Below are 23,463 nucleotides of genomic sequence, written 5' to 3' on the forward strand. Positions count from 1 at the left end.
GTGACGATCGGGCTGCTCGTGCCCGCAATCAGAACCATCTACCTGAGCCTCCTCGATGACAGCGGTGAGAAGTTCGTTGGTTTCGAGAACTACGCCGATGTCTTTACAACCACCGGGACTCGGCTCACGGTTTTCAACAGTCTCACTTGGGTGTTGATTGGCACCATCGCCACCGTGGCAGTGGGTCTGGCCATGGCCCGCTTCGCCGACGGCATGCGGATTGAGAGCGCCGCGAAGTCGGCCATTTTCTTGCCTGGTGCCATTTCCCTGGTCGGTACCGGGCTGATTTGGGGATTTGTTTATGCCGGGCCGCCGTTCGACGTGGGGTTGCTCAACGCGGTTACTGAGGGCATTCCCGGATTGCCCGACAGCTGGGGAGGTGGTGGCGACCGGCTGTGGCTTCTAGAAAGAGGATTTGGAGGAGTCGACCCGCCGGACTCTGCACCAGGTGTAAACACCTTCCTCCTGATCGTGGTGTTCATCTGGGCCCAAGCTGGCATCTCCACCGTCATCTTCTCGGCCGCCATCAAAGGGGTGCCCGACTCGCTGATCGAAGCGGCCAAGGTGGACGGGGCTACCGACCAGCAGACGTTCCGCCGAGTGACGCTGCCCTATATCCGTTCGACGATCGTGACCGTGGCCACCCTCACAACAGTTGCCGGGCTCAAGGCGTTCGACATCGTGGCGGCAACTACTGGCGGGCGGTTCGGCACCAGCACCATCGCCAACGAGTTCTACGTGGTCCGATTCGTGCAAGGACGAAGCGGGGTGGGTGCCACCCTCGCCGTGCTGATCTTCATTCTGGTGATTCCGGTGATGATCTTGAACCGCCGGGCGCAGGCTAGGGCCGAGGAGATGATGGGCGGATGAGCGTGACGAAGCAATTGACAGCGCTCAAGCCCTCGATTGGCGAAGGCCTGCGCAACCGCCGGACCAAGAAGCGCCACGAAGCCTCTCTGGGCCGCTCAGCAGCGGCAACCCTGAGCAGCAGGCCGGGTCGGATTTTGGTTTATCTGCTGGTATTCCTCTGGACCATCCCCACGTTTGGAATCTTCATCTCGTCGTTCCGACCGGAGATTGACGTCAAGACCTCGGGCTGGTGGAACTGGTTCGCCGATCCGAGCCTCACGCTCGACAACTATCGCAGCGTCCTGTCGTCGGGCCCAGGCCAAGATGACCTTTGGACGTTCTTTTTGAATTCGGTGAGAATCACCGTCCCTTCGGTCATCTTGTCGGTAGGCCTCGGGCTGATGGCCGCGTACGCCTTGTCGTGGATAAAGTTCAGGGGCCGAGACTGGATCTTTGTCGGCATAGTGGGGCTGCTCATGGTCCCGCTGCAAATGGCGCTGATTCCCATGCTCCAGTTGTTCTCCGGTGGTGCCCATATCGGCAGCGTGACCATCTTCCCCGACCTGGACCTGACGGGCGAGGTCTACGGTGTGTGGCTAGCCCACACCGCATTCGGGCTACCACTGGTGGTATTCATTTTGAGGAACTTCGTCGCCGCCCTGCCCAGGGACATCTTCGAGGCAGCCCGTGTTGATGGTGCGGGACACCTGACGATTTTCCTCCGCCTTGTCGTGCCCCTTTCGGTGCCTGCAGTGGCATCTGTGTCCATCTTCCAGTTCATGTGGATCTGGAATGACTACCTGATCGCCTTGATCTTCGCCGGACGCGAAAACGCCCCAATCGTCCGCCAACTGGCAACGTTGACGGGGACACGCGGGCAGTCGTATCACCTGCTGACCGCCGCGGGCATGATCTCGATGATCGTGCCGGTTGCCGTTTTCTTCGCGCTCCAGCGATATTTCGTGCGCGGTCTGCTAGCTGGAGCTGTGAAGGGATGAGTGACGCACCTGAGCCAGTGAACGATAGGAACGCGTGGTGGCGGTCGGCTGTCGTCTACCAGATCTACATTCGGTCATTCGCTGACGGAAATGGCGACGGTATCGGCGACATAGCAGGACTCCGAGCCCGGCTGCCGTACCTAGCCGAGTTGGGCGTGGACGCTATCTGGATCAACCCGTGGTATCCGTCACCGTTGCACGACGGAGGCTACGACGTCGTCGACTTTTGCGACATCGATCCGGTGTTCGGCACGCTGGACGAGGCTGATCTGCTGGTGGACGAAGCACATGGCTACGGAATCAAGGTGCTCATCGACATCGTCCCCAACCACACGTCGAATCTGCACAAGTGGTTCCAAGAGGCGCTGGCTTCACCTCCGGGTCACCCTTCGCGAGATCGCTATCACATTCACGACGGCCGGGGTCCGAACGCATCGGAGCCGCCAAGTAACTGGCTCTCCGTTTTCGGCGGTCCGGCCTGGCAGCAGATGGCCGACGGCCAGTGGTACCTGCACCTCTTCGACGTCAGCCAGCCCGACCTCAATTGGGAGAACCCGGAAGTACTCAGGGAGTTCGAGTCGATTCTCCGATTCTGGCTGGACCGCGGGGTCGATGGTTTCAGAGTGGACGTGGCCCACGGCCTGTTCAAGGATCCCTCCTACCCGGACATCGCAGAAGTTGGCGATCTGTCGGTTCCCCGGCAGCAACTCGGTCACCCCTTCTGGGACCGCGACGAAGTTCACGAGATCTACCGTCGCTGGCGCTCGATTCTCAATGCCTATAGCGACCGGATGATGGTCGCCGAGGCGTGGGTTCACCCCGACCGACTGCCCTTATACATCCGAGATGACGAATTCCATCAATCATTCAACTGGGACTTTCTTGCGGCGGAGTGGGACGCAAATGAAATGGCTCGAGTTATCGCGGAGTCGTATCAGCGAGCCCGCAAAGTCGGGGCCAGCCCAACCTGGGTCCTGTCTAACCACGATGTGATGCGCCACAGCACCCGCTATGGCCTGCCCCGGGGCACCGACTGGCACCGATGGCCAACGGAAGGACCCCATGAAGCTCTCGATGTCGCCGCGGGGCTTCGTCGGGCGAGAGCGGCCGCGCTCATCACGCTCTCGCTTCCCGGGTCGGTCTACCTATACCAAGGCGAGGAACTTGGGCTTCCCGAGGTATGGGATCTTCCCGAATCGGTGCTGGAAGACCCCACTTGGGAGCGATCCGACCGCAAAGTGCGGGGCCGAGACGGATGTCGAGTTCCGCTGCCCTGGTCGTTGGAAGGGCCAGCCCTGGGATTCAGCACCGCTGAGCCGTGGCTGCCGCAGCCAGCAGCATTCGTCGGTTTGGCTGCCAGCAGTCAAGCAGAGGACGCAGAGTCAATCCTGACGCTGTACCGCCGGGCCCTGGCCCTTCGCGGAGAATGGCTCACGGCCGATGAAGAATTCGAGATGATCGACCTGGGGGCAGACACGCTCTCCTATCGCAAGGGGTCCAGGATGACCTGCGTCGTCAACATGGGGTCAGCCGACCTGCCTTTGCCCGTCGGAGAAGTGATCTTGACGTCTGCACCGCTCAAGGGCGGTGAGCTTCCACCCGATGCGGCCGCCTGGATTTCTCTGGCACCAAGTACAGCAAGTTCGACCGACTAGGAGACCCGAATATGGCCACCATCACGCTCGACAAGATCAACAAGATCTATCCCAACGGGTTCCATGCCATTCACGACCTCGACCTCGACATTGCCGATACCGAGTTCTTGGTTCTGGTCGGGCCATCGGGGTGCGGAAAGTCCACTGCGTTGCGCATGGTTGCCGGACTCGAGGAGATCACCGAAGGGGAGATGCGCATTGGCGACCGCGTTGTCAACGATGTGGAGCCGAAAGATCGCGACATCGCAATGGTCTTTCAGAACTATGCGCTGTACCCGCACATGTCGGTGTACGACAACATCGGCTTTGCGCTCAAGTTGGCCAAGACGCCTAAGGCCGAGACCGACCGCCGCATCCGCGAGGCAGCCCGAATTCTTGAGCTAGAAGAACAGCTTGACCGCAAGCCCGCCCAGCTCTCAGGTGGCCAGCGTCAGCGGGTTGCTATGGGCCGGGCCATCGTGAGGCAGCCAGCGGCATTTCTGATGGACGAGCCGCTATCAAACCTCGACGCCAAGCTCCGGGTTCAAATGCGTGCTGAGATTGCCAGCTTGCAACGCGAACTCGGCGTAACCACGGTCTACGTGACCCACGACCAGGTGGAGGCGATGACCATGGGAGACCGGGTTGCGGTGCTGAAGGACGGATTCCTCCAGCAAGTGGATACCCCCCAGAATCTATATGACCGGCCCCAGAACGTGTTCGTTGCCGCGTTCATAGGCTCGCCTTCGATGAACTTGTTCGAGGGCACTTTGAACCTTGACGGCGGCAGCCAGCAGGGCAAGTTGACTCTTGGCTCCCAAACGTTGTCTATCCCCTCCGAGGTTCTTGCCTCAAGGCCAGCGCTTGCTGGCTATGACGGGAAGTCGCTGATCTACGGCATACGCCCCGAGGACATGGAGGATGCCTCGCTCGATGAACGGCCCGAAGATCAGTGCATCAGCGGCGAGGTCAGCCTTGTCGAAGCGCTCGGAGCAGAGATCCTGGTCCATTTCGGTATCGATGCTGCCCCAGTAGATTCCGGCGACCCCGACGCGGTAGCCGAGCTCGGCGACACAGCGGTGGTTGTGGGAAGGTTCAATCCGAGGAGTCGAATCCGCCTGCGAGATTCTGCCAAGGTCGCCGTCCACGCCGAGCGCATAAGCTTTTTCGACCCCTCTACACGCCTTGCGATCTGGGACTGATCCTCACGCGGGGAATTCGTGCGGCTTCAGCTAATAACAACGCACGACCCCCTGCCCGACTACCTTGAACTGCCACTCCGTCAGCCGCTTGCTGAGTGGACCCATCCTGGACTGGTCGAGTTTCCAATTGGCATTCATCGCCACGTGGTCCGCTTCTTCGAGTCGGAGCAGGGTCTCTTTGCCCTTAAGGAATTGCCCGGGCGTCTAGCCGATCGGGAATTCGCGCTGCTGCGCCACCTTGCCGAAGAGGGCGTGCCAGTGGTGGAAGTGCTCGGAGTCATCTCGGAACGCGGTGATGACCTTGAAGACATCCTCATCACACGGCACTTGGAGTTCAGCCTGCCTTTTCGATTCCTGTTTACCAGATCAGGCATATCCAGTTTGCGTGAATCGATAGTCGACTCAATCGCAGTGCTGTTGGCGCAGCTCCATCTCGTCGGGTTCTTTTGGGGAGACTGCTCTTTGTCCAACATCCTGTTTCGGCGCGACGCCGGGGCGCTGGCCGCTTGGGTAGTGGACACCGAAACCGGGGAACTACACGATCAGCTGTCGCCAGGGCAACGGGAACTCGACCTGGACATTGCGCAGATGAACATTTTCGGGGGTTTGCTGGATCTTGAAGCTTCGGGCCGGTTGCCATCTGACATCGATCCGACGGAGTTAGTGGAGAACCTCGCTAGCAGGTACGGGCAGCTTTGGGAGGAACTCACCGCAGAGCAGTCAGTGGAGGTTGCCCAACGTCATCTTATCGACGCTCGCCTGGCTCGTTTGAACGAGCTTGGATTCGACACCACTGAGGTGTCGATCACAACGGGAAAGGACGGATCGCAAATTCGATTTCGGCCTGCTGTCGTCGAAGCAGGACATCACGCTCGGGAACTCGAGCGCCTCACCGGTCTCCGACTCCTTGAGAATCAGGCGCGGCGAATGCTGAATGACGTTCGATCCTACGGCGCATGGCTGGCCAGACGAGACGGATGTGAGCTGCCGGAGGCAGTGGTTGCCTATCGGTGGCTCAACGAGATCTTCGAACCAACCATAGACGCCATCCCACAGGACCTTCGCGATCGCCGCTCCCGTGGTGAGCTGTTTCACGAGATCCTCCTCCACCGTGACGCTCTCCAATCGGTGTTCCAGGCTGACGTCAGCATGGAGGCCGCCGCGGCGGACTACGCATATGAGGCGCTGCCGTCCTCCCTTGAAGAGCGGTCTCTTCTCGAACAGGACTAATCCTTGGTCAAACCCGGTTCATTTTCGTTGTCTTCCCCAGCAAGGAAGTTCATTGTCGCATTAGGGGCCGTTCACCTTGGCTTTATTCGGGTTTTAGGCCATTGAAGGACAATAGGGAGATGGATGAGGAAGTCCCTATGGAGCCGCAGGTCAAGCTGACCACTGAAGAGATCTTGTTGATCAAGCAGGCTGCCCAGCGGCTTGAGGCCAAGTTCGAGGGCACGTTCAACGCCGAGACCGTCGAGCGGCACATCATCGACTCGCTGACCCGACTTGATAGCCGGGCCAAGTTCGCCGCCTGGATGCCGGTGCTGATCGAGCGCTTCACCCACGACCGCCTTATTGCTCTGTCCCGTTTGGAGGTGGGCACCCTGGACCGGCCCGGCGTGCTGTTTTTGTGCGTCCACAATGCAGGGCGCTTGCAGATGGCAGCCGGCTACCTCCGACACTTTGCCGGTGACCGGGTGGACGTGTTCACCGGCGGGTCCGCCCCGGGTTTCGGCACCAACAAGGTGGTTGTGGCGGCTATGGCTGAGGAGGGCATCGACGTTTCCCAGGAGTACCCCAAACCGTGGGCTGACGAGATCTCCCGGGCCGCCGACGTGATCGTGAGTATGGGCTGTGGCGACGCCTGCCCCATTTACCCCGGCAAGCGCTACGAGGACTGGGAATTGGACGACCCCTCCGGACAGTCCATTGAGGCAGTCCGCCCAATTAGAGACGACATCAGGGGTCGCGTCGAGGCCTTGCTGGTCTCCTTGGAGCTGACCCCAGTTTCGTAGCCGCCGCCCATAGCCCGCCGAGCCGCCGTGCGGGATTTCTCCTCAGCGTCTAAATTACGGTCGAGCCGGGGAGAGGAGGTCGGGAGGGGGGCAATCCTCTCCCCGGCTGCGACTTCGCCATTGCTTTCAGTCGATTAGAGCCTGGACTTCGGCCACTCTTTCTTGCACTTCGTCGGGAGTGGGGGCTTCCAGGTTCAGCCGCAGAAGGGGCTCGGTGTTGGAGGGGCGCAGGTTGAACCACCAGTCGCCCAGGTTCACGGTGAGGCCGTCGAGGCGGTCTTGATCAGCATCGGCGTAGGCCGTGGCCACTCGTTCGATCACCGCGGCGGCATCTTCCACCACAGTGTTGAGCTCGCCCGAGGCGGCATAGCGGTCGAGATCGGACACCAGGTCGGCGAGCCCGGACGGGTGGCGGCTGATGGCCTCCAACACCACTAGGGCGGCGATCAGTCCGCTGTCGGCTCGGAAATTGTCCCGGAAGTAGTAGTGGCCGGAGTGCTCGCCGCCGAATACTGCCCCGGTCTCGGCCATGGCCTGCTTTATGTAGGAGTGGCCCACCCGGGTGCGTACTGCCGTTCCGTGCCCCTCGGCGATCACCTCGGGAACCGTTCGGGAGCAGATCAGGTTGTGGATCACCGTGGCGCCGGGATCGCGGGCCAGGATCGAGCGGGCGATAATGGCGGTGGTTAGCGACCCCGACACCGGCCGGGCCGTCTCGTCCACCAGGAACACCCGGTCGGCGTCACCATCGAAGGCCAACCCGATGTCGGCGCCCACTGCCAACACCCGGTCTTGTAAGTCCCGCAGGTTCTCGGATTGGAGGGGGTCGGCCGGATGGTTGGGGAAGGTGCCGTCCAGCTCGGGATACAAGTGGTCGAGCACTAAGGGCAGCCCGTCGAATACCGCGGGCACCACCAGGCCGCCCATGCCGTTGGCGGTGTCGGCCACCACCAGCAGCGGGGACAGTGCATCCAGGTCTACGAACGAGCGCACGTGGTCGACGTAGCCGCTCAGCAGGTTGCGGGTGGTGCGGATGCCCTTGGCCGCCGCTGGGTCGGGGCCGGCGATGGCCATGGCCTTGATGGCCCCGAGCCCGGAGTCAGCGCTTATCGGCGCGGCCCCGGTGCCGCACATCTTGATCCCGTTGTAGCCCGCGGGATTGTGGGAGGCGGTGAACACCGCGCCGGGCAGGTTGAGCGTTCCCGAGGCGTAGTAGAGCATGTCGGTGGCGCACAGACCCACGTCCACCACGTCTACCCCGTGGTCTATTGCCCCGTCGCCGAAAGCGGCAGCGAACTCCTCGCCCTCAGGGCGCATGTCCCGCCCGACCAGGACCGCCCTCGCTCCCGACGCGGCCGTGAACCGGGCGAACGCCCCGCCGATGGCCCGGGCCCCATCAGCGTCGATCTGGTCGCCCACCGTGCCCCGCACGTCGTAGGCCTTGAAGATGGCGTCGTAGTCGGTGGCCATGCCGGAGTGCGGGCTAGTGCAGGTGGGGGATTGACGGCATCAGGCGGCTATTGCTTGTTGAGGTATCGAGACATTCAGCGCCCTTACTGCTTCTTTAAGTTCTGCTTCATCTCATCGAGTTGCATCAAGATGGGATAGCCGCTGACGCTGATGGCGTTGCCGTGGCCGGTGTGATGCACGTCGAAAACTGATTGGAGGGCGGTGTAGTAGCCCTGCACATCGAGGGTCTGGTTCACCGCTCGCTTGGCCTGGGCCAGGCCGAAGGCGTTGTTCTTGGCGATCTGGGCGGCCAGCTCGTGGGTGCGCTCCCAAAGCTGGTCGCGGGCCACCACCTCGCGGGCCACCCCGATCTGCACGGCCTCTTCGGCCCCAAGTGTGCGCTGGGTGAAGAGCAGATCCTTGGCCCGGCGGGCACCCAGCTCCCAGGTGTGGCCGTGGTATTCCACCCCCCCGATGGCCATAAGCACCACCGGGTCGGAGAACTCCACGTCGTCGGCCACCACCAGCAAATCCAGGGGCCAGATCAGATTCAGGGCCCCGGCTATGGCCTTGCCCTGTATGGCGCCGAGGGTCGGCTTGGGGATGTTGCGCCAGTGCCAGGAGTAGCCCAGGTACTTGCGGGCCTCCCAGCGGTAGATCTTGTTGAGCTGCCAGCTTCCGTCGGGTTCGTTCAGTGACACCGCGTCGGGATCGGGGTCGCCGCCGCCCAAATCATGGCCCGCGGAGAAGTGCTTGCCCTCGCCTCGCAACACGATGACCTTCACGTCGTCGTCGTATTCGGCGGCCAGAAAATGGTGGTGCAGCTCATCGAGCATGCGCTCGTTCTGGGCGTTGGCCTTCTCGGGCCGGGCCAGCGTGATGGTGGCCACCGCGTCGGCGGTCTCGTACTCAACGAATTTGAACTCGTCCATGGAGGGTCCTTGTTGGAATTGGTTGCTTCAGCCAGTAACCACTTGTATGGTGAAAAAAGCAGTCGGAACCGGCATCGCCCCAGAGCATAAAGGGTTCCCCTCAGAATCGAATAGACGACGAAGGGAACCAAATGGCACTCACCGAGGTAGAGCGCACGGAGTTGGCTAACCGGCTGGTCTTGGCCATCGGCAAAGAGGCAACCGAGAAGCTCATGCAATGCATCATCCCTGAGGGACGAGACCAACTGGCCACAAAGGACGACCTCAAGGTCTTGGAATCCTCCCTCCGAGGCGAGTTCGCGGAGTTCAAGGGGGAGATGCGGAGCGAGTTCGCCGAGTTCAAGGGGGAGATGCGGAGCGAGTTCGCCGAGTTCAAGGGGGAGGTCAAGTCGGAACTCAACTCGGCGCTGGCCAAACAGACCCGCATGTATCTGACGACTTTGGCGGGGTTCATGCTCACCACGTGGGCCGCTCTGATTGTGCCCGCTGTGGTGTGATGGACCACTAGGCCATCACGCGTAGCGGAGGGCAGCGGCTTCGAGTACGGCCAAGGTCCTATCAGCGATGGGTTCCCAGTCGAAGGCTGGGCGGCGTTCGATCAGGGCTTGGCGGGAGCGTTCCAAGTTTTTGGGAGCGAGCTCGTCGAGGCAGCGGGTGAGGTCTTCGACGGTGGAGCCATAGCGGATATCAGCCCCTTCAAAGGTCTCGTCGAAAAAGTCCCAGTCGCTGGTGATGGCGGGCACGCCCGCCCCCAGGCAGTCGAACGCCGTGCCGGTGGTGAGCATCCCAGACGGGGCGAACGGGAGGATCACCGCGTCGAAAGCCTTCATGCGCCGCAGGTACTGATTGAAGTCGAGATGGCCGTGCTCGGCAATAATCCGAGGGTCGTCGGGCACGGCCACCGACAGGTCCACCCGGATGACGAGTTGGATGTCGTCCCGGCGGCAGGCGGCTACCGCGTCCACCACCAGCTGGAGGTCCTTTTCCACCCGGGGGGTGCCGATGACCGCCACCCGCAGACCGCACGGCGCCCAGCCCTCGGACAGCTCCACGTCCTCTCGGGTCGTGTTGGCCACGGCCACATACTCGCGACCCCAGTGGCCGTGGGGGATTACCTGGTGCTCGGTGTGACTGCCGTAGTTGTAGGTAGCCAGGGCCACATCCCGACCTACTGCGCTGTGGTGGATGACCGCGTCGGCCGCCTCGGCCCAAAGCTGGTAGCTGGCCGCCGCCTCGTCGGTCTTGAAGAAGTGGGGAAGAAGGTTGTGCTGGGTCCACACGATTGCCGTGCCGGTGGCCTTGACCTGGGCCAGCACCTCGGCGGTGCGCTGGGGGTCGACGCCGCTCCACCACTCGGGCCAGGCCATGTGCAAGACATCTATGTCACGCAGTCTCCGCACCAGCTTGTCGTCGGGAATGCCCGCGCCGGTGGCCACCACCCGGTTGGCGAGCGGGTCATACAGCGACCGGTCGTAGGGGTGGCCGTGGATGGTGCTGGCCACCCGCAGGCGGGGGGTGATCTTCCAGGTGAAGTTCACTGCCGCGGCGGGCTCTAGCTCAGCCTGGTATACCCGGGGCAGCTCACCCCAGAAGCTGCGCCATTCGGCGATACCGGCGGTGTCGACGACCTGGAGCGGGCCCGAGTCGATCTCCACATCAATGGGGCGAGACTCTGATTCAGCCACCGAGATGGTGAGCGGCCCCGGCAGACCATTGGGATCGTCGAAACGAAGTTGCTCGGACACCACCAGCGAACGGCCCTTCACCTGGTAGGTGGCCGTTCTGGTTCCGGCAACGGTTGCCTCGCTGCTGCCCGCTGGAGCCCAGCCGTTGTGGATGGTGGTGACCGTCCCCGGGGAGTGCTCCACCGAGGTGGGCAAACCTGCGGGCACGAGGGGCGCATAGCTGGTACCAGCCATGTCGTCTCGGCCTCGCGGCGTGATCACCGGCAGCATTACCGGATGGCCGCTCGTGGGCTGCTCCAACAGAACAGGACCCCGGGGCGAAGGGGCGTAGTCGGCCGAGAAGCCGAAAACGGTAGGCAGAGCGAACGACAGCGACTTTGAGCGATACGACCACACTGTGGCTCGCTCGGAATCGTCGAATCGGACGAAGCGCTCTGCGGGCAGGAAGGCATCGGTGGACGGCGCGCCGACTATCTCTGGTCTGCGCCGCAGTTCCAGTGCGGACAACAGGAGCTTTCCGTAGATGTCCAAGGTCATCTGAAGCCGTCGGGCTGGGCCTCGGTAGAACATGGCTGCCCTGTATTGGTGGGCGGCGATGACGCCACCGGGAAACCACTCCAGCAGATCGTCGAGCGTGGCGTCGGCCCGGGCCAGCCAGCGGTCTTGAGGGGCTCTTAGGTCACGCCCCGCCGCGATGGCGGCCAACTCGATGGTGATGGCCATGCCCAGCGCGCCGATGGAGCGTCCCCACACGATGGTCCCGCCCGGCTGGGCCACTTCGTCGAGATCGCGAAGCACCAGGGACAGTCCGTCGGCCCACCTCGGTCCGAGTAGGTCCACTAGGGGTTCGGCGAACAGGTACATGTCGGGGGTGTAGATGTCGTAGTGGACCCAGTCGCCCATGCCGTCGTTGAGCCATCCGGTGGGGCTGGTGAACATCGAACGCACCCGCTCCAGCAGCCGAGAAAGCTCGGCAGGCTCGTCGTCTCCCCGGAGGCGAGCCAGGGCCCGCAGACATCGGGCGGCCACCACCGCGAAGTTGGGAGGGATGGCGTCGGTGTCGTCGAGCCGGGCGATGATCTCCTTGGAGTGCACGGCGTCGAGCACGGTGTGGTGCAGCTCAGCAGGCAGCGCATCGAGCCCGCCCAGCCGCAAGACGGTTTCCCCGACCCGATAGCTATAGAAGCCCTCGACTGCGGAAGGGTCGAGCGAGGCGACGAGCGGGGGGATTCGATCCTGCAGGTCGCAGCCGGCGACTTCGTCTACCCCGCATTCGACGAGCAAACCCAGCACGTACAGCAAGTCGGCGGTGGTGTCGTCCAGCACCGGATGCCCGGCGTACAGGCTGGGCAGCTTGAAGCCGGGAGCGGCGTTCTGCTCGAACTCGGCCATCTTCTCGGCCGTCGTCGACACCAAGCGGTTGGCCAGTTCTCCGGCGTTGGTGGTCCCGCTCAGCGGCGGCTCGGGCATGCGGAGGTCCAAGCTCATGCTGAAAGCTCGCCAATGGTACTCATGTGGAGTTTCTCGCGTTGGCAGTCATGCCATGGTGGCCAGTCGATCTCGGGTGACCTCGTTGAGGGCCTGCTCTCGCACCGACCACCGGCGGACTTCCTCGATCACGTTGTCGGTCATGCGGGCCAGCTCGGTGCCTTGGCTGCCGGCCAGATGTGGGCTGATCCACACGTTGGGCATATCCAGCAGCGGGCTGTCTTCGGGCAGCGGCTCGGGATCGGTCACGTCCAAGATGGCGTGGAGCCGCCCCGACGCCAAGTGGGGCATGAGCGCCTCGTGGTCGATCAGCGGGCCCCGGGCGGTGTTGATCACCGTGGCCCCATCGGGCAATGCCGCAAGCTGGGCCGGGCCGATCAAGTGCATGGTCTCGGGCAGGGCCGGCGCGTGGATGGACAGCACGTCGGCCCCCGCGCACAGCTCGTCGAGCTCGAGTTTTTCTACCCCCAGCGATGCCGCCTCCTCGGAGGTCACATAGGGGTCGTATAGCGTCACCTTCAAGTGGGGGAAGGCCCGCAGCAGCTCGACCACCCGGCGACCGATTAGAGACGCCCCGACAATGCCGACGGTGCGGCCGTAGTTGCCCCATTGGCGGTCGCCCATGTCTGATAGGGCCGAAAAGTCCGCTGGGCCACGGCGCCACAGCACGCCCTTGTTGGCGAACAAGATGGCCGCCAGGGTGAACTCGGCCACCGGCTCGGCATTGGCGTTGGCCCCGCTGGTCACCCGGATGCTCCGATCCCACACGGCGTCGGTCAGGGTCATCTTGACCGTTCCCGCCGCGTAGGCGAACAAACCGAGCCGGGGGGCCCGATCCAGCATGGCCGCGTCCAGAGGCGGGCACCCCCAATGGCCGACGACCACCTCGGCATCGGCTAACAAGGCGTTGGCTTGGTCGTCCCAAGCCCCGATGGGCTCGGTATTCAACAGAGTCCCCAGCGCCCGAAAACGGTCGAGGTCGGCATTGCCGAATAGCTCCAATCCCGGCCAGTGGGCGATGGCGATGTTGGGCTGCCCTCTGCTCATTGCAAGAAGTCTCCCAATATCGGCTAGACCATTCACAAGTAAGACCAAAAAGGGGAGCGGCAATGGCTGATCTGGTCAACTACGAGGGCAAGCGGGTGCTGGTGGTGGGCGGCGCCACCGGGATGGGGGCGGCGGCGGCCCAAAAGGCAGCCTCGTTGGGTGCCCACACCATCGTTTTGGACATTGCTGACGTGGCTTACGAGTGCGACCAGTACATCCATGTGAACTTGGGCGACCAGTCCAGCGTGGATGCGGCGGTCGAGGCCATCGAAGGGCCGGTTCATACGGTGCTGGCTTGTGCGGGAGTGGCCGACGGAACCGGCAACCTCATGCTGATCAACTTCACATCTCAGCGCCACCTGATCGAAGCGCTGATCAAAGGCGCCAAGCTGGGCCGAGGCGGCTCGGTGAGCTTCATTTCCTCGGCAGCCGGTTTGGGCTGGATGAGCAACCTGGAGCAGGTACAGGACTTTCTGGCCACCCCCGACTGGGATACCGCCGCAGCATGGATCGATGAGAACGAGGGCACCGACAGCTACATGTTCAGCAAGCAGGCCATCAACGGCTATGTGGCTGCCCAGGCATTCCCCTTCCTGCAAAGGGGCATTCGCATCAACTCAATCATGCCCGGCCCCACCGACACCCCCTTGGCACGGGCCAACGCCGATCTGTGGCTCGGGTTCGGGGCCAGCTACCGGGAAGCCGCCGATGTGCCCACCCTGGTTCCCGAGCAGATGGGCGACACGCTGCTGTTCCTGAGCAGCGACGCGGCCAGCGGGATCAACGGGATCAACTTGCTGGTTGACCTAGGCCACACAAACGCCTCGCTGGTGGACGCCTGGGACGACCCATTCGTGAAGGTCATGGCCGGCATGATGGATTTCGACCCGGCCATGTTCGGGATGGACGAGTGAGCCGTAGCGCCCTATGAGCGGCGAACTGCCTGACATCTTGGAGCTCACCGAGGTCGGTGAGCAGCGTTACCACGTCTTTCAGCCGGCGGAGTCGGCCGAGGGGCGCGATGTGGTGTTCAGCGGCCAGCTCATGGCCCAGATGATGATGGCGTCAGATCGGGAAGCGGGCGGGACCAAGGACATCCGCTCAGTCCACTCCATCTTCGCCCGGGCCGGCACTTACACCCTGCCCATCGAGGTGGACGTCGACTCCATGCAGGCCGGGCGCACGTGGGCCAGCGACACGGTGACTGCCACCCAGGGGGGCAAGCTGCTCAGCCGGGCCATGATCCTGATGAGCACGGTGGACGACGACCTGATGCACCACGAACCGGCCATGCCCGACGTGCCCGGAGCCGACGGGCTGGACCCCGGTTTCGCCTTCGTCTTCCCCGGCGCCGAATGGCGTCCGGTGCCCGGCGAACCGGAAATCGATGGCGTGCCGGTAGAGCGGGCCTGGCACCGCTATGAGCCAGGGGCGGGATCTCAAGCGGCCAACCAGGGCATCGCCGGCTGGGCCACCTGCGGCAGCATCATCGGATTGGCTATGCGCCCCCACCGCGACACCATCCGTATCGAAGACGCCCATCGCACCCTGTCTACCGGGGTAATTGCCCACACCTTGCATTTCTTGGACCGCCTGGACGTGTCCCAGTGGCTGTTAGTCCAGCTTCGGGGCACCAAAGCGGCCAACGGCCGGATCTACGGCCAAGGCGAGGTATTCGCCGCCGAGGGCCAGCTGGTGGCCACCTTCCACCAAGACTCCATGGCCAGAGCCGCCCCCGGCGCCATGGACCCCTCGCGCTCCATGTGAGCGGGGCCGCATCGGGATAGACGACATATTGATGAAGGACTCATCGAGTGGTGTCGTCGAGGATCATCAGGGTCTTGAGGTCGCTGTGGAAGTCGAGGGCGTAGTCGCCGCCTTCGCGGCCGATGCCGGAGATGCCACAGCCGCCGAAGGGGGCGGTGAGGTCTCGCACCAAGAAGGTGTTGACCCATACCAGCCCGGCCCGTATGGCTGCTCCTACTCGTTCGGCTCGGGATTGTGACGAGGTCCAGATCTGGGCCGACAGGCCGTAATCGGTGCTGTTGGCCAGTGCGATGGCCTCTGCCTCGTCGGCAAACGTCTGCATCGTGAGCACCGGGCCGAAGATCTCTTGTTGAACCACCTCGCTGTCGTTGGAGGCCGGTTCGATGAGGGTCGGCTCGTAGTGGAGGCTGCCGTCGGTCGGGTGTCCGCCCCGCACGATCACATCACCTGCGGCGCGAGCCCGCTCCACGAACTGGTGGACCCGGTCGCGGTGGTCGGGATGAGCCAGGGGGGCGATGTCGGTGGCTGGATCGCGGGGATCGCCCAGCACTAGGGCGTCGGCGTGGTGGTGGAATCGCTCGAGGAATTCCTTCCGGACTTCCTCGGCGACGAGCAGCCGGGTGCCGGCCAGGCACACTTGCCCGGAATCATCGAATTGCCAGGCCGCCCGGTGGGCGGCGGCGTCGAGATCGGCATCAGCAAATACGACGAATGGCCCCTTGCCGCCTAGCTCAGCAGTGAACGGAACAATGTTCGCCGCGGCGGCCTGACCAATGTGGCGGGCGGTCTCCGGTGACCCGGTGAATGTGATGCGCTTCACCCGGGGGTCGGACACCAGCGCAGCGCCCACCTCTTCGCCGATGCCCTGCACAAGGTTGAACGCTCCGGGAGGAAAACCGGCGTCGATGGTGAGCTCGGCCAGCAGCGCCGCCGACAGCGGCGACCACTCGGCTGGTTTGTGGATGACGCTGTTGCCCGCGGCCAGCGCGGGGGCCAGCTTCCACGTGCTGAGCATGAACGGGGCATTCCAGGGGGTGATGACCACCGCTGGTCCGGCGGGCATGCGCTGCACCTGGTTCCTCATGCTCTTGGCGTCCCAAGTGCGGTTCTCGTGCTCAGTGATCAGGTCGGCGTAGGTGCGGAAGTTGAGGGCCCCCCGGGCCACCAGACGCTGTTTCATCGACTCGAGGAGAAAGCCCATATCGAGGGTTTCCACCAGGGCGATCTCATCGGTATGGTCCTCGATCAAGTCGGCCAGCCGGCAGAGCACATCGGCTCGCTTTTCGACGCTGAAGGCGCTCCAGGCCTCGAAGCCCTCCACGGCGGCGGATACCGCGGATTCCGCCGTGGCCTCGTCACCGCGTGCAACGTCGGCCAAATGCTCCCACCCCATCGGCGACCGGGACTCGAATCGTTGGGGCGAGGACACCCAAGACCCGCCGATCAGGTGGTCGACTGGTACCGAGACCCCGCCAACGTCGTGGCGTGTCACTGAGTCATTCCTCTTCGACGGTGGACTCGTAGTGCTGGGCACCGGGACCCAAGGGTGCTCGGATGCCGCGGAACTCCCAGTCCCCGCCTTTGGCGGTGGACTGCACCTCTTCGGAGTTCGACGGCTGCGCCCCCACATCGTCCCGGATGGGCGTGGGACCGGACACGATGGTGTTGGTGAGCGCGCCCAGGCCCTCCACTTCCACGGTGACCACGTCGCCGGGTTGCACCGGGCGGGAATTGGCTGGCGTACCCGACAGCAAGATGTCTCCCGGCACCAAGGTGATGGTGCGGGCGATGTCGGCCACGATGTAGTGCATGTCCCATTCCATCTCATCGGTGGTGGCGTCTTGTTTGACGTCTCCGTTCACGATGGTCTGGATTCGCTTGCCCCTAAAGTCCCACCCGGTGACCAGGCCGGGGCCCACCGGGCACAGGGTGTCGCTGCCCTTCACCCGCAGCATTGAGCCGGCATCGGTGTCGCGGAAATCGTGGAGCCCGTAGTCGTTGGCCACCGAGTAGCCGGCGATGTAGTCCCCGGCCTCGGCGGGCGACACGTTGCGGCAGGTCTTGCCGATCACAATGGCGATCTCGCCCTCGTAATTCAGCCACTGACAGCCTTCTGGCCGCACCACGTCACTCTGGTGGCCCGTCAGGGCTGTGATCGGCTTGTGGAAATAGGTTGGCGCGGCTGGCAGTTTGGTCATGAACTCCTCTACACGGCTGCGGTAGTTCAGATGGATGCAGATGATCTTGGTGGGCGTCACTGGTGGCAAATGGACGGCATCGTCGATGGCTGCCGATCGTCCGTCGCCAGATACGAGCCGGTCGCCAATGCGTTCAACGTGGCAGGGGTAGCCGTCCATGAGGATGCGGCGATATTCGGACATGTCTGGCAATCTACCCATTGATCCCATGGCAACCGACTCCAATCCCGGTGAACGTCTGCTCGATGCCGAAGTAGACATTCAGGCTCGGCTGGGTGACCAGCCCCTCGACTTCGACTCGATGCAGGCCATATCCAACATCTACCGGGCCGCCGCGGCCGTGCGGCGCCGGGCTGAGCGGGAGTTGTTGGCCGAGGCGGGACTGTCGTGGGGCGGCTTCACCATATTGTGGGTGCTGTGGGTGTGGGGGGAGATGGAAGCGGCCAAGCTGGCCGCCGAATGCGATTTGGCCAAGGGCACCCTGACCGGGATGGTGACCACCCTGGAGAAGCAAGGCAGGGTCGAGCGCACCCGCATGCAGACGGACCGCCGCCGAGTCAAAGTGGCCCTGACCCCCGCAGGACTCTCGACCATCGAGCATCTGTTTCCCCAGTTCAACGACTTCGAGGGCAAGATGAGCGGAGGCCTCAACGTCGCCGAAAAACACGAACTGGCCCGCCTCCTGCGGGCAGTAACCACGAACGCCTCTGAGTAGGTCAGCCAATAACAAACGGGTCGCGGGTGGCGCCGGTGAGCTCTACCCAGACGGTTTTGGTCTGGAGGAAGCCGTCGAGGGCTTCTAGGCCGTTGTCGCGGCCGTAGCCTGATTGCTTGTAACCGCCGAAGGGGGCCATGTAGCTGACGTTGCGGTAGGTGTTGATCCACACCGTGCCCACCCGGAGCGCCCTCGACACCCGGTGGGCACGGCGGATGTCATTGGTCCATATGCCGGCGGCCAGCCCGTAGTCGCTGTCGTTGGCGAGCTTGACCACCTCGTCTTCGTCTTCGAAGGCAATCACGGCCAGAACCGGGCCGAAAACCTCCTCCCGGACGATGGTGGACTGGTTGGTCACGCCGGTGATCACGGTGGGCCGCACGAACCGACCGCCGAGTTCGGGGTCGACCACACCGCCGGCGGCGATGGTGGCCCCCTCTCTGCGGGCCTGGTCGATCATGGCCAGGATCCGGTCCCGCTGGGCGTCGGACGCTGCCGGGCCCATCTCGGTGGCCGGATCGGAGGGATCACCGAGCACCAGTTCATTGGCCCGATCCACGACCCGTCCGATTACCTCATCGAAGATGTCGCGGTGTACGTAGGCCCTGGATCCGGCAATGCAGGTCTGGCCACTGGCCGCGAAGATCCCGGCCAAGAGCCCGTTGGTCACCGCCGCGGGGTCGGCGTCGGCGAAGATGATTTGGGGTGATTTACCGCCCAGCTCCAGCACTGTAGGCGTCAGATTGTCGGCCGCCGCCCGGGCCACGTGCTTGGCGGTGGCCCCGCCGCCGGTGAAGGTGATCTTGTCGATGTCAGGGTGGGCGGTGATGGCCGCGCCCACCTCGGCCCCTCCGGTCACGACGTTGACGACTCCGGGAGGAAACCCGGCCTCCCCTGTCCGCTCGGCCAGCATCAGCGCGGTGACCGGGGTGATGTCGGAGGGCTTGACTACCACGGTGCACCCGGCGGCCAGGAGCGGGGCGAGCTTCCAGGTCAACAGGGCCAGCGGCGAGTTCCACGGGATGATGGCTCCCACTACCCCGATGGGCTCGCGCTCGGTGTACACCAGAAAATTGGGCGATGGGCTGGGCAATTGCTCACCGCCGATTTTGTCGGCCATCCCGGCGAAGAAGTCGTAATAGCCCTGCAAGCCCTTGGCCTGGGCCGACGTCTCCCGGATGATCTTGCCGTTGTCCCGGGTCTCAGCTTGGCCCAACTGCTCGGCATCGCGGCTCAGCAGCTCGCCCAAGCGGCGCATAAGCCGGGCCCGCTCGGTGGCGGGCATAGTGGCCCAGGGGCCGTCGGTGAACGCCCGCCGAGCCGCCCGGACGGCGTCGTCCACCGCGGCGGGGTCGTCGGCCACCTCGGCCCAGGGTTCCCCGCTGAACGGGTTGGCCGTCGCCATGCGCTGGCCGTTGGGTGGGGGAGCGAAACCCCCGTCGATCCAGTTGTCGTAGGTTTCCATCAGAGCTCCTTGTCAAGATTTTCTTCAACGATGGCGATGGCCTGGCCTGGGCAGCGATCCACCACTGCTTCGGCTCGGTTACGGGGCAGTAGGCCGTCGCTGATGACCGAGGAGATGACCACGTCGTCGTCCAGTTCGAACACCTCGGGTTCGAGCATCTCGCAAATCCCGCCGCCGATGCACAGCTCCTGGTCGACTGCCACTCGTACGGAGTTGCCGCTCACCGGGCGCTCCGTTGCTGCATGCCTACCGATAGCACGCCGTGGACGAAGTTCGACCGGGCCCGCACCGGCTCGGAGGTCTGCTCCAGGCAGATCGACCGCTTGGCCATCTCCTCCAGCAGCACTGTCACTTCAAGGCGGGCCAAGAAGGCCCCCAGACACAAATGCGGACCGCCTCCGCCGAACGCGAAATGCTCGTTGTCGGTCCGGCCCAGATCGAAGCGGAACGGATCCTCGAACACGGCCTCGTCGCGGTTCGCCGAGGCGTACCACATCACCACCTTGTCGCCCTCGGCGATCTCGGTTCCGGCCAGCTCGGTGTCGGTGGTGGCCGTACGCCTCATGTGCATAATCGGGGTGGCCCACCGCAGGATCTCCTCGGTAGCCGACTCGACCATCGATGGGTCGTTGAGCACCCGCTGCCACTCATGGGGATTGGCGGCCAGCGCCATTGCCCCGTGGCTGAGGGCGGTGCGGGTGGTTTCGTTGCCGGCGAACACCAGCAGGTGGAACATGTTGCGGTATTCGCTCAGCGAGAAGCGCTCCCCCTCAGATTCGGCCTGCACCAAGTGCGAGACCAAATCGTCCTGGGGGTCGTTGCGCCGCTGTTGGTGCATGCCCTCGCCGTACTCGAACAGAGCGTGGCTGGCCGGGCTGTTGAAGGGCAGCAGACGCAACTCGGTGGTGTTCCCGAATGCGTCGGGGGGAATGGACTGGGAGTCGCCGGTGCCCTCCACCAGGTAATTCGACAACTCCACCAGGTAGTCGGAATCCTCCACGGGCACGCCGAGCATGGTCAAGATCACTTGGATGGGAAGCGGTGCGGCAACCATGGCAACCCAGTCGCCGCCGCCCTGGGCCGCGAACTCGTCCAGCAGCTCGCAGGTGATCTCGCGGACCACCTGCTCCCAGCGCCGGATGTTCTTGGGGGTGAATGCGCCGGCCACCAGGCGCCGGAGCCGGGTGTGGTCGGGGGCGTCGGTGTCGATGAGCGACCGCCGGGCCTCCAGCGCATCGGCCTCCAAGTCCCACAGGTTGGTGTGGCCGATGGCCGACGAGAACAGCTCGGGGTTGCGGGACACATAACGCGCCTCGGCATGGCGGGTGACAGCCCAAAACCCACTGTCCTCATAGGGATGCCAGGCCAATCCATCGATGGCCCGAATCTGGGCGAATCGATCGTGGGGAATTCCTTGGAGGTACAGGCTGGGATCGGTGACGTTCGGCGTCTCTCCCACGGCGGTATACGCCATCTCAGCAGTGCTCCGCATAACGGGCCCGCTCCCAGTCGTTCACATCGTCGGGATGAGGCGAGTGCTCTGGAGCCATGGCCAGCTCGTGGTCGGCCAACGTCAGGAAGCCATCCGAGAACACCTTCCCCAGCATCTCGGCCAGAGGGCTGTCCCGGTAGGCGGCGATGGCCCCGGCCAGATCGGCTGGCAGCGGAAGCGAGTCGCCGGGGTCGGCGTACATGTCGCCGTCGCTCATGGGCGGCAGGGGAAGTGCCCGCTCGATCCCGTCTAGGCCTGCGGCCAAGATGGCGGCGATCATCAGGTAGGGGTTGGCGTCCGCGCCCGACGAGCGGTGCTCTACCCGGTTGGCCTGCGAGCCGGGTTCGCAGATGCACCGGCACAGCACCGAGCGGTTGTCCAAGCCCCAGTGCACATGGGTGGGTACGAACGTATAGGGGCGGATGCGCTTGGGGCCGTTTATGGTGGGCGCACCCAAAAGCGTCATGGCATCAGCGTGCTCGAGTAGACCGGCGACCCAGTGCCCCATGAGCTGGTTGGGCATGCCGTCGGAGTCGGCAAAGGAGTTGGCCCCGCCCTCAGACAGGCTGGTGTGGATATGCATGCCCGATCCCGACGGCTCGGTCCAAAGCTTGGGCATGAAGGTGGCCCGCATCCCGTGTTGGACGGCTACCTGCTTGACGATGCTCTTGAGCAGCACGGTGTTGTCGGCACAGGTCATGGCGTCGGCGTGGCCGATGTTGATCTCCATCTGGCCCGGGCCGTACTCGGGGTTGGACGATTCCAACTCCAGGCCGGCCCCAAGCAAGCCGTGGCGCATGTCCCGCACGCAATCCTCCAGCTCCAGGGCGTCGGTGAGCGAGGAGTACTGGATGTGGTTCTGCACCGGCGTCCAGTCGGGGGCGCAGATGTAGAACTCCAATTCGGTGGCCACCACCGGGTCCAACCCGGCTTGGCGGCACCGCTCGACCTGGTTGGCCAGCACGTTTCGGGGTGAGGCGGGGTGGGGCTCGCCGTGGGGGTCGAAAGTGTCGGCGAACACCAACGCGTAGCCGGGGCGGTGGGAGAAGATGCGGGCGGTGGACATGTCGGGCACGAGGTGGCAGTCGAGGAAGCCTGAATCCATGTTGATGTAGGGGTGATCGGGCAGGTCGTTTTGCATGTCGAACGCGAAAATGGCGTCGGCGATGTTGAGTCCGCCTTCGACGGTCGTCGAGAAGAACCGCTGCACCGGTACCCGCTTGCCCCGGATATGGCCCATCGTGTCGGGCGCGGCCACTTCGACGGTGTGGACATCCGCCTGCTCACAGGCGGTGCGGAAATCGTCGATGGTGGTGGTCTCAGCCATGATTCGAATACCTCGCTGATGGGCTAGTGGTGTGTCTTGGGTTTAGCGCCGTGGATTGCGACGGCAGCGGCGTTCCTCGCAAGGCGCACCGACGCAGCCATACCCGGAGCGTACGGCAAGGAGGGGCAACGCCGCGAGGGGCTTCGATGCCTAGCAGGACACGCGCGAATAAACCCAAGACACACCACTAGTTGGCATGGGCTTGGTCGATCAGGAGCACCAGGCGGCCTTCGACGTCGCCGGCGCGCAAACGGTCGTGGGCCATCTGCGCATCGGTGAATGCCATGGTCTCCACCGGGGCGATGATGGACGGTTCCCGGCGGGCCAGGTCGAGGAGCTCGCCCAGCTGTGTTCGGGTGCCCCAGATGCTGGACATGAAGCGGGCCTCGTGGGGAACGGCTCCAACGCCAAACGGGACGCGGCCGCCGTATAGGCCGACTGCCACCACCACACCCCGCCGGGCCACCGCACCGGCAGCCGTGGCCAGCGTGGCATCGAGTGCAACGAAATCAACCACCGCATCGAACAGCGGCAGATCGTCGTCGGCGTCAAACGCCCCGTCGGCGCCGATGGCCACCGCGGTGGCCCGCTTGTCGGGTGCTCGGTCGAGGGCGTAAACCTCGGCGTCGGTCAACAGCTTGAGGTAGCGCAGCGCGAACTGACCTATCCCCCCGGCGCCGATCACCAGAACCCGGCGCTTCCGGCCAGGACGGCGCAGCGTCTCCAGGGTTTGCTGCACCGCCCGATAGCCGGTGAGGCCCCCGCAGGCCAACGGCGCGCTGGCCACAGGGTTAAGATCGCCCAGCGGGTAAAGGTAGGCCCGATCGGCGATGCCCATGCGCTCGGCGTAGCCCCCGTCGACCACCAGGCCGGCCTCGGTGGCATCGGCGCAGATCATCTCGTATCCGTCAGCGCACTCCCGGCATCGCCCGCACCCCCACGGGGCGTACACCATCACCGGCCCCAGTTCGGGGTGGTTCCCGGTGACCTCGTGGCCCAGCACGATGGGGAGCGGGCTCGGGAATTCGCCGGCCACTACGTGCAAGTCGGAGTGGCACAGCCCGCAAGCAATGACGTCGATGACCTCGCTGCCGTTGGCATCGGGCTCGGGATAGTCATCCACCACCTTCAGGGGCGAGTTCCGGGCTTCGAGGACGACGGCGCGCATAGGCGTATCAGCAGCTCTTGGGCAGGCCTAGGCAA

The 23,463-nt window shown here is 64.1% G+C and carries 21 protein-coding genes; 10 read left to right on the top strand and 11 right to left on the bottom strand.

The window, feature by feature from the left end:
- The 6 genes from ACOOGG_RS10390 to ACOOGG_RS10415 all read left to right on the top strand — a co-directional run bounded on the left by ACOOGG_RS10390 (position 1) and on the right by ACOOGG_RS10415 (position 6,695).
- Positions 1–870 (top strand): carbohydrate ABC transporter permease, encoded by an 870-nt coding sequence (locus tag ACOOGG_RS10390; protein ID WP_420434936.1) that lies wholly within the window; start codon positions 1–3, stop codon positions 868–870.
- On the top strand, positions 867–1,847 hold the full coding sequence (locus ACOOGG_RS10395) for a carbohydrate ABC transporter permease (RefSeq protein WP_420434938.1): 981 nt from the start codon (positions 867–869) through the stop codon (positions 1,845–1,847). Before ACOOGG_RS10390 ends, ACOOGG_RS10395 begins: the two co-directional genes overlap by 4 nt.
- Complete coding sequence (locus ACOOGG_RS10400; protein WP_420434940.1) at positions 1,844–3,502, top strand: glycoside hydrolase family 13 protein; 1,659 nt, start codon at positions 1,844–1,846, stop codon at positions 3,500–3,502. Before ACOOGG_RS10395 ends, ACOOGG_RS10400 begins: the two co-directional genes overlap by 4 nt.
- Positions 3,503–3,513: 11 nt before the next feature.
- Positions 3,514–4,683, top strand: a complete 1,170-nt coding sequence (locus ACOOGG_RS10405) for an ABC transporter ATP-binding protein (RefSeq protein ID WP_420434942.1) — start codon at positions 3,514–3,516, stop codon at positions 4,681–4,683.
- A gap of 144 nt (positions 4,684–4,827) precedes the next feature.
- Entirely contained in the window at positions 4,828–5,913 is a 1,086-nt protein-coding gene (locus ACOOGG_RS10410) for a DUF4032 domain-containing protein (protein ID WP_420434944.1), read from the top strand.
- A 119-nt stretch (positions 5,914–6,032) separates the two neighbouring features.
- The gene (locus ACOOGG_RS10415; protein WP_420434946.1) at positions 6,033–6,695 is read left to right on the top strand and encodes an arsenate reductase ArsC; all 663 of its coding nucleotides are present in this window, start codon (positions 6,033–6,035) and stop codon (positions 6,693–6,695) included.
- Between the two features lie 126 nt (positions 6,696–6,821).
- Here the strand turns inward: ACOOGG_RS10415 and manB are convergent, their stop codons facing one another.
- Both manB and ACOOGG_RS10425 read right to left on the bottom strand, forming a co-directional pair.
- The gene (gene manB, locus ACOOGG_RS10420; RefSeq protein ID WP_420434948.1) at positions 6,822–8,165 is read right to left on the bottom strand and encodes a phosphomannomutase/phosphoglucomutase; all 1,344 of its coding nucleotides are present in this window, start codon (positions 8,163–8,165) and stop codon (positions 6,822–6,824) included.
- An 83-nt stretch (positions 8,166–8,248) separates the two neighbouring features.
- Positions 8,249–9,076 carry an enoyl-CoA hydratase gene (locus tag ACOOGG_RS10425; RefSeq protein WP_420434950.1) on the bottom strand — a complete coding sequence of 276 codons (828 nt, stop codon included), beginning with the start codon at positions 9,074–9,076 and terminating at the stop codon, positions 8,249–8,251.
- A gap of 131 nt (positions 9,077–9,207) precedes the next feature.
- On the opposite strand from ACOOGG_RS10425, the gene ACOOGG_RS10430 reads away from it, so the two are divergent.
- A complete protein-coding gene (locus ACOOGG_RS10430; RefSeq protein ID WP_420434952.1) occupies positions 9,208–9,573 on the top strand; it encodes a hypothetical protein in 366 nt (121 codons plus the stop codon).
- A 15-nt stretch (positions 9,574–9,588) separates the two neighbouring features.
- Here the strand turns inward: ACOOGG_RS10430 and ACOOGG_RS10435 are convergent, their stop codons facing one another.
- Together ACOOGG_RS10435 and ACOOGG_RS10440 are read right to left on the bottom strand one after the other, a co-directional pair.
- Positions 9,589–12,249, bottom strand: a complete 2,661-nt coding sequence (locus ACOOGG_RS10435) for a hypothetical protein (protein ID WP_420434954.1) — start codon at positions 12,247–12,249, stop codon at positions 9,589–9,591.
- Between the two features lie 48 nt (positions 12,250–12,297).
- Positions 12,298–13,296, bottom strand: a complete 999-nt coding sequence (locus tag ACOOGG_RS10440) for a hydroxyacid dehydrogenase (protein WP_420434956.1) — start codon at positions 13,294–13,296, stop codon at positions 12,298–12,300.
- A 62-nt stretch (positions 13,297–13,358) separates the two neighbouring features.
- Here ACOOGG_RS10440 and ACOOGG_RS10445 point away from each other — a divergent pair, with 62 nt between their 5' ends.
- Together ACOOGG_RS10445 and ACOOGG_RS10450 are read left to right on the top strand one after the other, a co-directional pair.
- A complete protein-coding gene (locus tag ACOOGG_RS10445) occupies positions 13,359–14,210 on the top strand; it encodes an SDR family oxidoreductase (protein ID WP_420434958.1) in 852 nt (283 codons plus the stop codon).
- Between the two features lie 13 nt (positions 14,211–14,223).
- On the top strand, positions 14,224–15,063 hold the full coding sequence (locus ACOOGG_RS10450) for an acyl-CoA thioesterase (protein ID WP_420434960.1): 840 nt from the start codon (positions 14,224–14,226) through the stop codon (positions 15,061–15,063).
- Positions 15,064–15,103: 40 nt separating this feature from the next.
- Here the strand turns inward: ACOOGG_RS10450 and ACOOGG_RS10455 are convergent, their stop codons facing one another.
- On the bottom strand, positions 15,104–16,555 hold the full coding sequence (locus ACOOGG_RS10455) for an aldehyde dehydrogenase (RefSeq protein WP_420434962.1): 1,452 nt from the start codon (positions 16,553–16,555) through the stop codon (positions 15,104–15,106).
- Between the two features lie 4 nt (positions 16,556–16,559).
- Positions 16,560–17,444: a fumarylacetoacetate hydrolase family protein gene (locus ACOOGG_RS10460; protein ID WP_420434964.1), complete on the bottom strand. Its 885-nt coding sequence runs from the start codon at positions 17,442–17,444 to the stop codon at positions 16,560–16,562.
- Between the two features lie 25 nt (positions 17,445–17,469).
- On the opposite strand from ACOOGG_RS10460, the gene ACOOGG_RS10465 reads away from it, so the two are divergent.
- Positions 17,470–17,976, top strand: coding sequence for a MarR family winged helix-turn-helix transcriptional regulator (locus tag ACOOGG_RS10465; protein WP_420434966.1), 507 nt, complete (start codon positions 17,470–17,472; stop codon positions 17,974–17,976).
- A gap of 1 nt (position 17,977) precedes the next feature.
- Here the strand turns inward: ACOOGG_RS10465 and ACOOGG_RS10470 are convergent, their stop codons facing one another.
- The 5 genes from ACOOGG_RS10470 to ACOOGG_RS10490 form a co-directional block, all read right to left on the bottom strand.
- Positions 17,978–19,441, bottom strand: a complete 1,464-nt coding sequence (locus ACOOGG_RS10470; protein ID WP_420434968.1) for an aldehyde dehydrogenase — start codon at positions 19,439–19,441, stop codon at positions 17,978–17,980.
- Positions 19,441–19,665 (bottom strand): ferredoxin, encoded by a 225-nt coding sequence (locus ACOOGG_RS10475; RefSeq protein WP_420434970.1) that lies wholly within the window; start codon positions 19,663–19,665, stop codon positions 19,441–19,443. Before ACOOGG_RS10475 ends, ACOOGG_RS10470 begins: the two co-directional genes overlap by 1 nt.
- On the bottom strand, positions 19,662–20,933 hold the full coding sequence (locus ACOOGG_RS10480) for a cytochrome P450 (RefSeq protein WP_420434972.1): 1,272 nt from the start codon (positions 20,931–20,933) through the stop codon (positions 19,662–19,664). The genes ACOOGG_RS10475 and ACOOGG_RS10480 overlap by 4 nt, the downstream gene beginning before the upstream one ends.
- Positions 20,917–22,260: a glutamine synthetase family protein gene (locus tag ACOOGG_RS10485; RefSeq protein ID WP_420434974.1), complete on the bottom strand. Its 1,344-nt coding sequence runs from the start codon at positions 22,258–22,260 to the stop codon at positions 20,917–20,919. The genes ACOOGG_RS10480 and ACOOGG_RS10485 overlap by 17 nt, the downstream gene beginning before the upstream one ends.
- A 187-nt stretch (positions 22,261–22,447) precedes the next feature.
- Positions 22,448–23,428, bottom strand: a complete 981-nt coding sequence (locus tag ACOOGG_RS10490; RefSeq protein WP_420434976.1) for an alcohol dehydrogenase catalytic domain-containing protein — start codon at positions 23,426–23,428, stop codon at positions 22,448–22,450.
- Positions 23,429–23,463: the final 35 nt, after the last annotated feature.

This window comes from Candidatus Poriferisocius sp., assembly GCF_965214065.1.
Classification (GTDB): Bacteria; Actinomycetota; Acidimicrobiia; order Acidimicrobiales; family Bin134; genus Poriferisocius.

Bases quoted from the DNA above. Each gene is read 5' to 3' on its own strand.
- ACOOGG_RS10395 (WP_420434938.1), top strand. From the start codon at position 867: ATGAGCGTGACGAAGCAATTGACAGCGCTCAAGCCCTCGATTGGCGAA.
- ACOOGG_RS10450 (WP_420434960.1), top strand. From the start codon at position 14,224: ATGAGCGGCGAACTGCCTGACATCTTGGAGCTCACCGAGGTCGGTGAG.
- ACOOGG_RS10445 (WP_420434958.1), top strand. From the start codon at position 13,359: ATGGCTGATCTGGTCAACTACGAGGGCAAGCGGGTGCTGGTGGTGGGC.
- ACOOGG_RS10435 (WP_420434954.1), bottom strand. From the start codon at position 12,249: ATGAGCTTGGACCTCCGCATGCCCGAGCCGCCGCTGAGCGGGACCACC.
- ACOOGG_RS10415 (WP_420434946.1), top strand. From the start codon at position 6,033: ATGGATGAGGAAGTCCCTATGGAGCCGCAGGTCAAGCTGACCACTGAA.
- ACOOGG_RS10460 (WP_420434964.1), bottom strand. From the start codon at position 17,444: ATGTCCGAATATCGCCGCATCCTCATGGACGGCTACCCCTGCCACGTT.
- manB (WP_420434948.1), bottom strand. From the start codon at position 8,165: ATGGCCACCGACTACGACGCCATCTTCAAGGCCTACGACGTGCGGGGC.
- ACOOGG_RS10405 (WP_420434942.1), top strand. From the start codon at position 3,514: ATGGCCACCATCACGCTCGACAAGATCAACAAGATCTATCCCAACGGG.
- ACOOGG_RS10490 (WP_420434976.1), bottom strand. From the start codon at position 23,428: ATGCGCGCCGTCGTCCTCGAAGCCCGGAACTCGCCCCTGAAGGTGGTG.
- ACOOGG_RS10430 (WP_420434952.1), top strand. From the start codon at position 9,208: ATGGCACTCACCGAGGTAGAGCGCACGGAGTTGGCTAACCGGCTGGTC.
- ACOOGG_RS10400 (WP_420434940.1), top strand. From the start codon at position 1,844: ATGAGTGACGCACCTGAGCCAGTGAACGATAGGAACGCGTGGTGGCGG.
- ACOOGG_RS10480 (WP_420434972.1), bottom strand. From the start codon at position 20,933: ATGCGGAGCACTGCTGAGATGGCGTATACCGCCGTGGGAGAGACGCCG.
- ACOOGG_RS10485 (WP_420434974.1), bottom strand. From the start codon at position 22,260: ATGGCTGAGACCACCACCATCGACGATTTCCGCACCGCCTGTGAGCAG.
- ACOOGG_RS10425 (WP_420434950.1), bottom strand. From the start codon at position 9,076: ATGGACGAGTTCAAATTCGTTGAGTACGAGACCGCCGACGCGGTGGCC.
- ACOOGG_RS10440 (WP_420434956.1), bottom strand. From the start codon at position 13,296: ATGAGCAGAGGGCAGCCCAACATCGCCATCGCCCACTGGCCGGGATTG.
- ACOOGG_RS10470 (WP_420434968.1), bottom strand. From the start codon at position 19,441: ATGGAAACCTACGACAACTGGATCGACGGGGGTTTCGCTCCCCCACCC.
- ACOOGG_RS10465 (WP_420434966.1), top strand. From the start codon at position 17,470: ATGGCAACCGACTCCAATCCCGGTGAACGTCTGCTCGATGCCGAAGTA.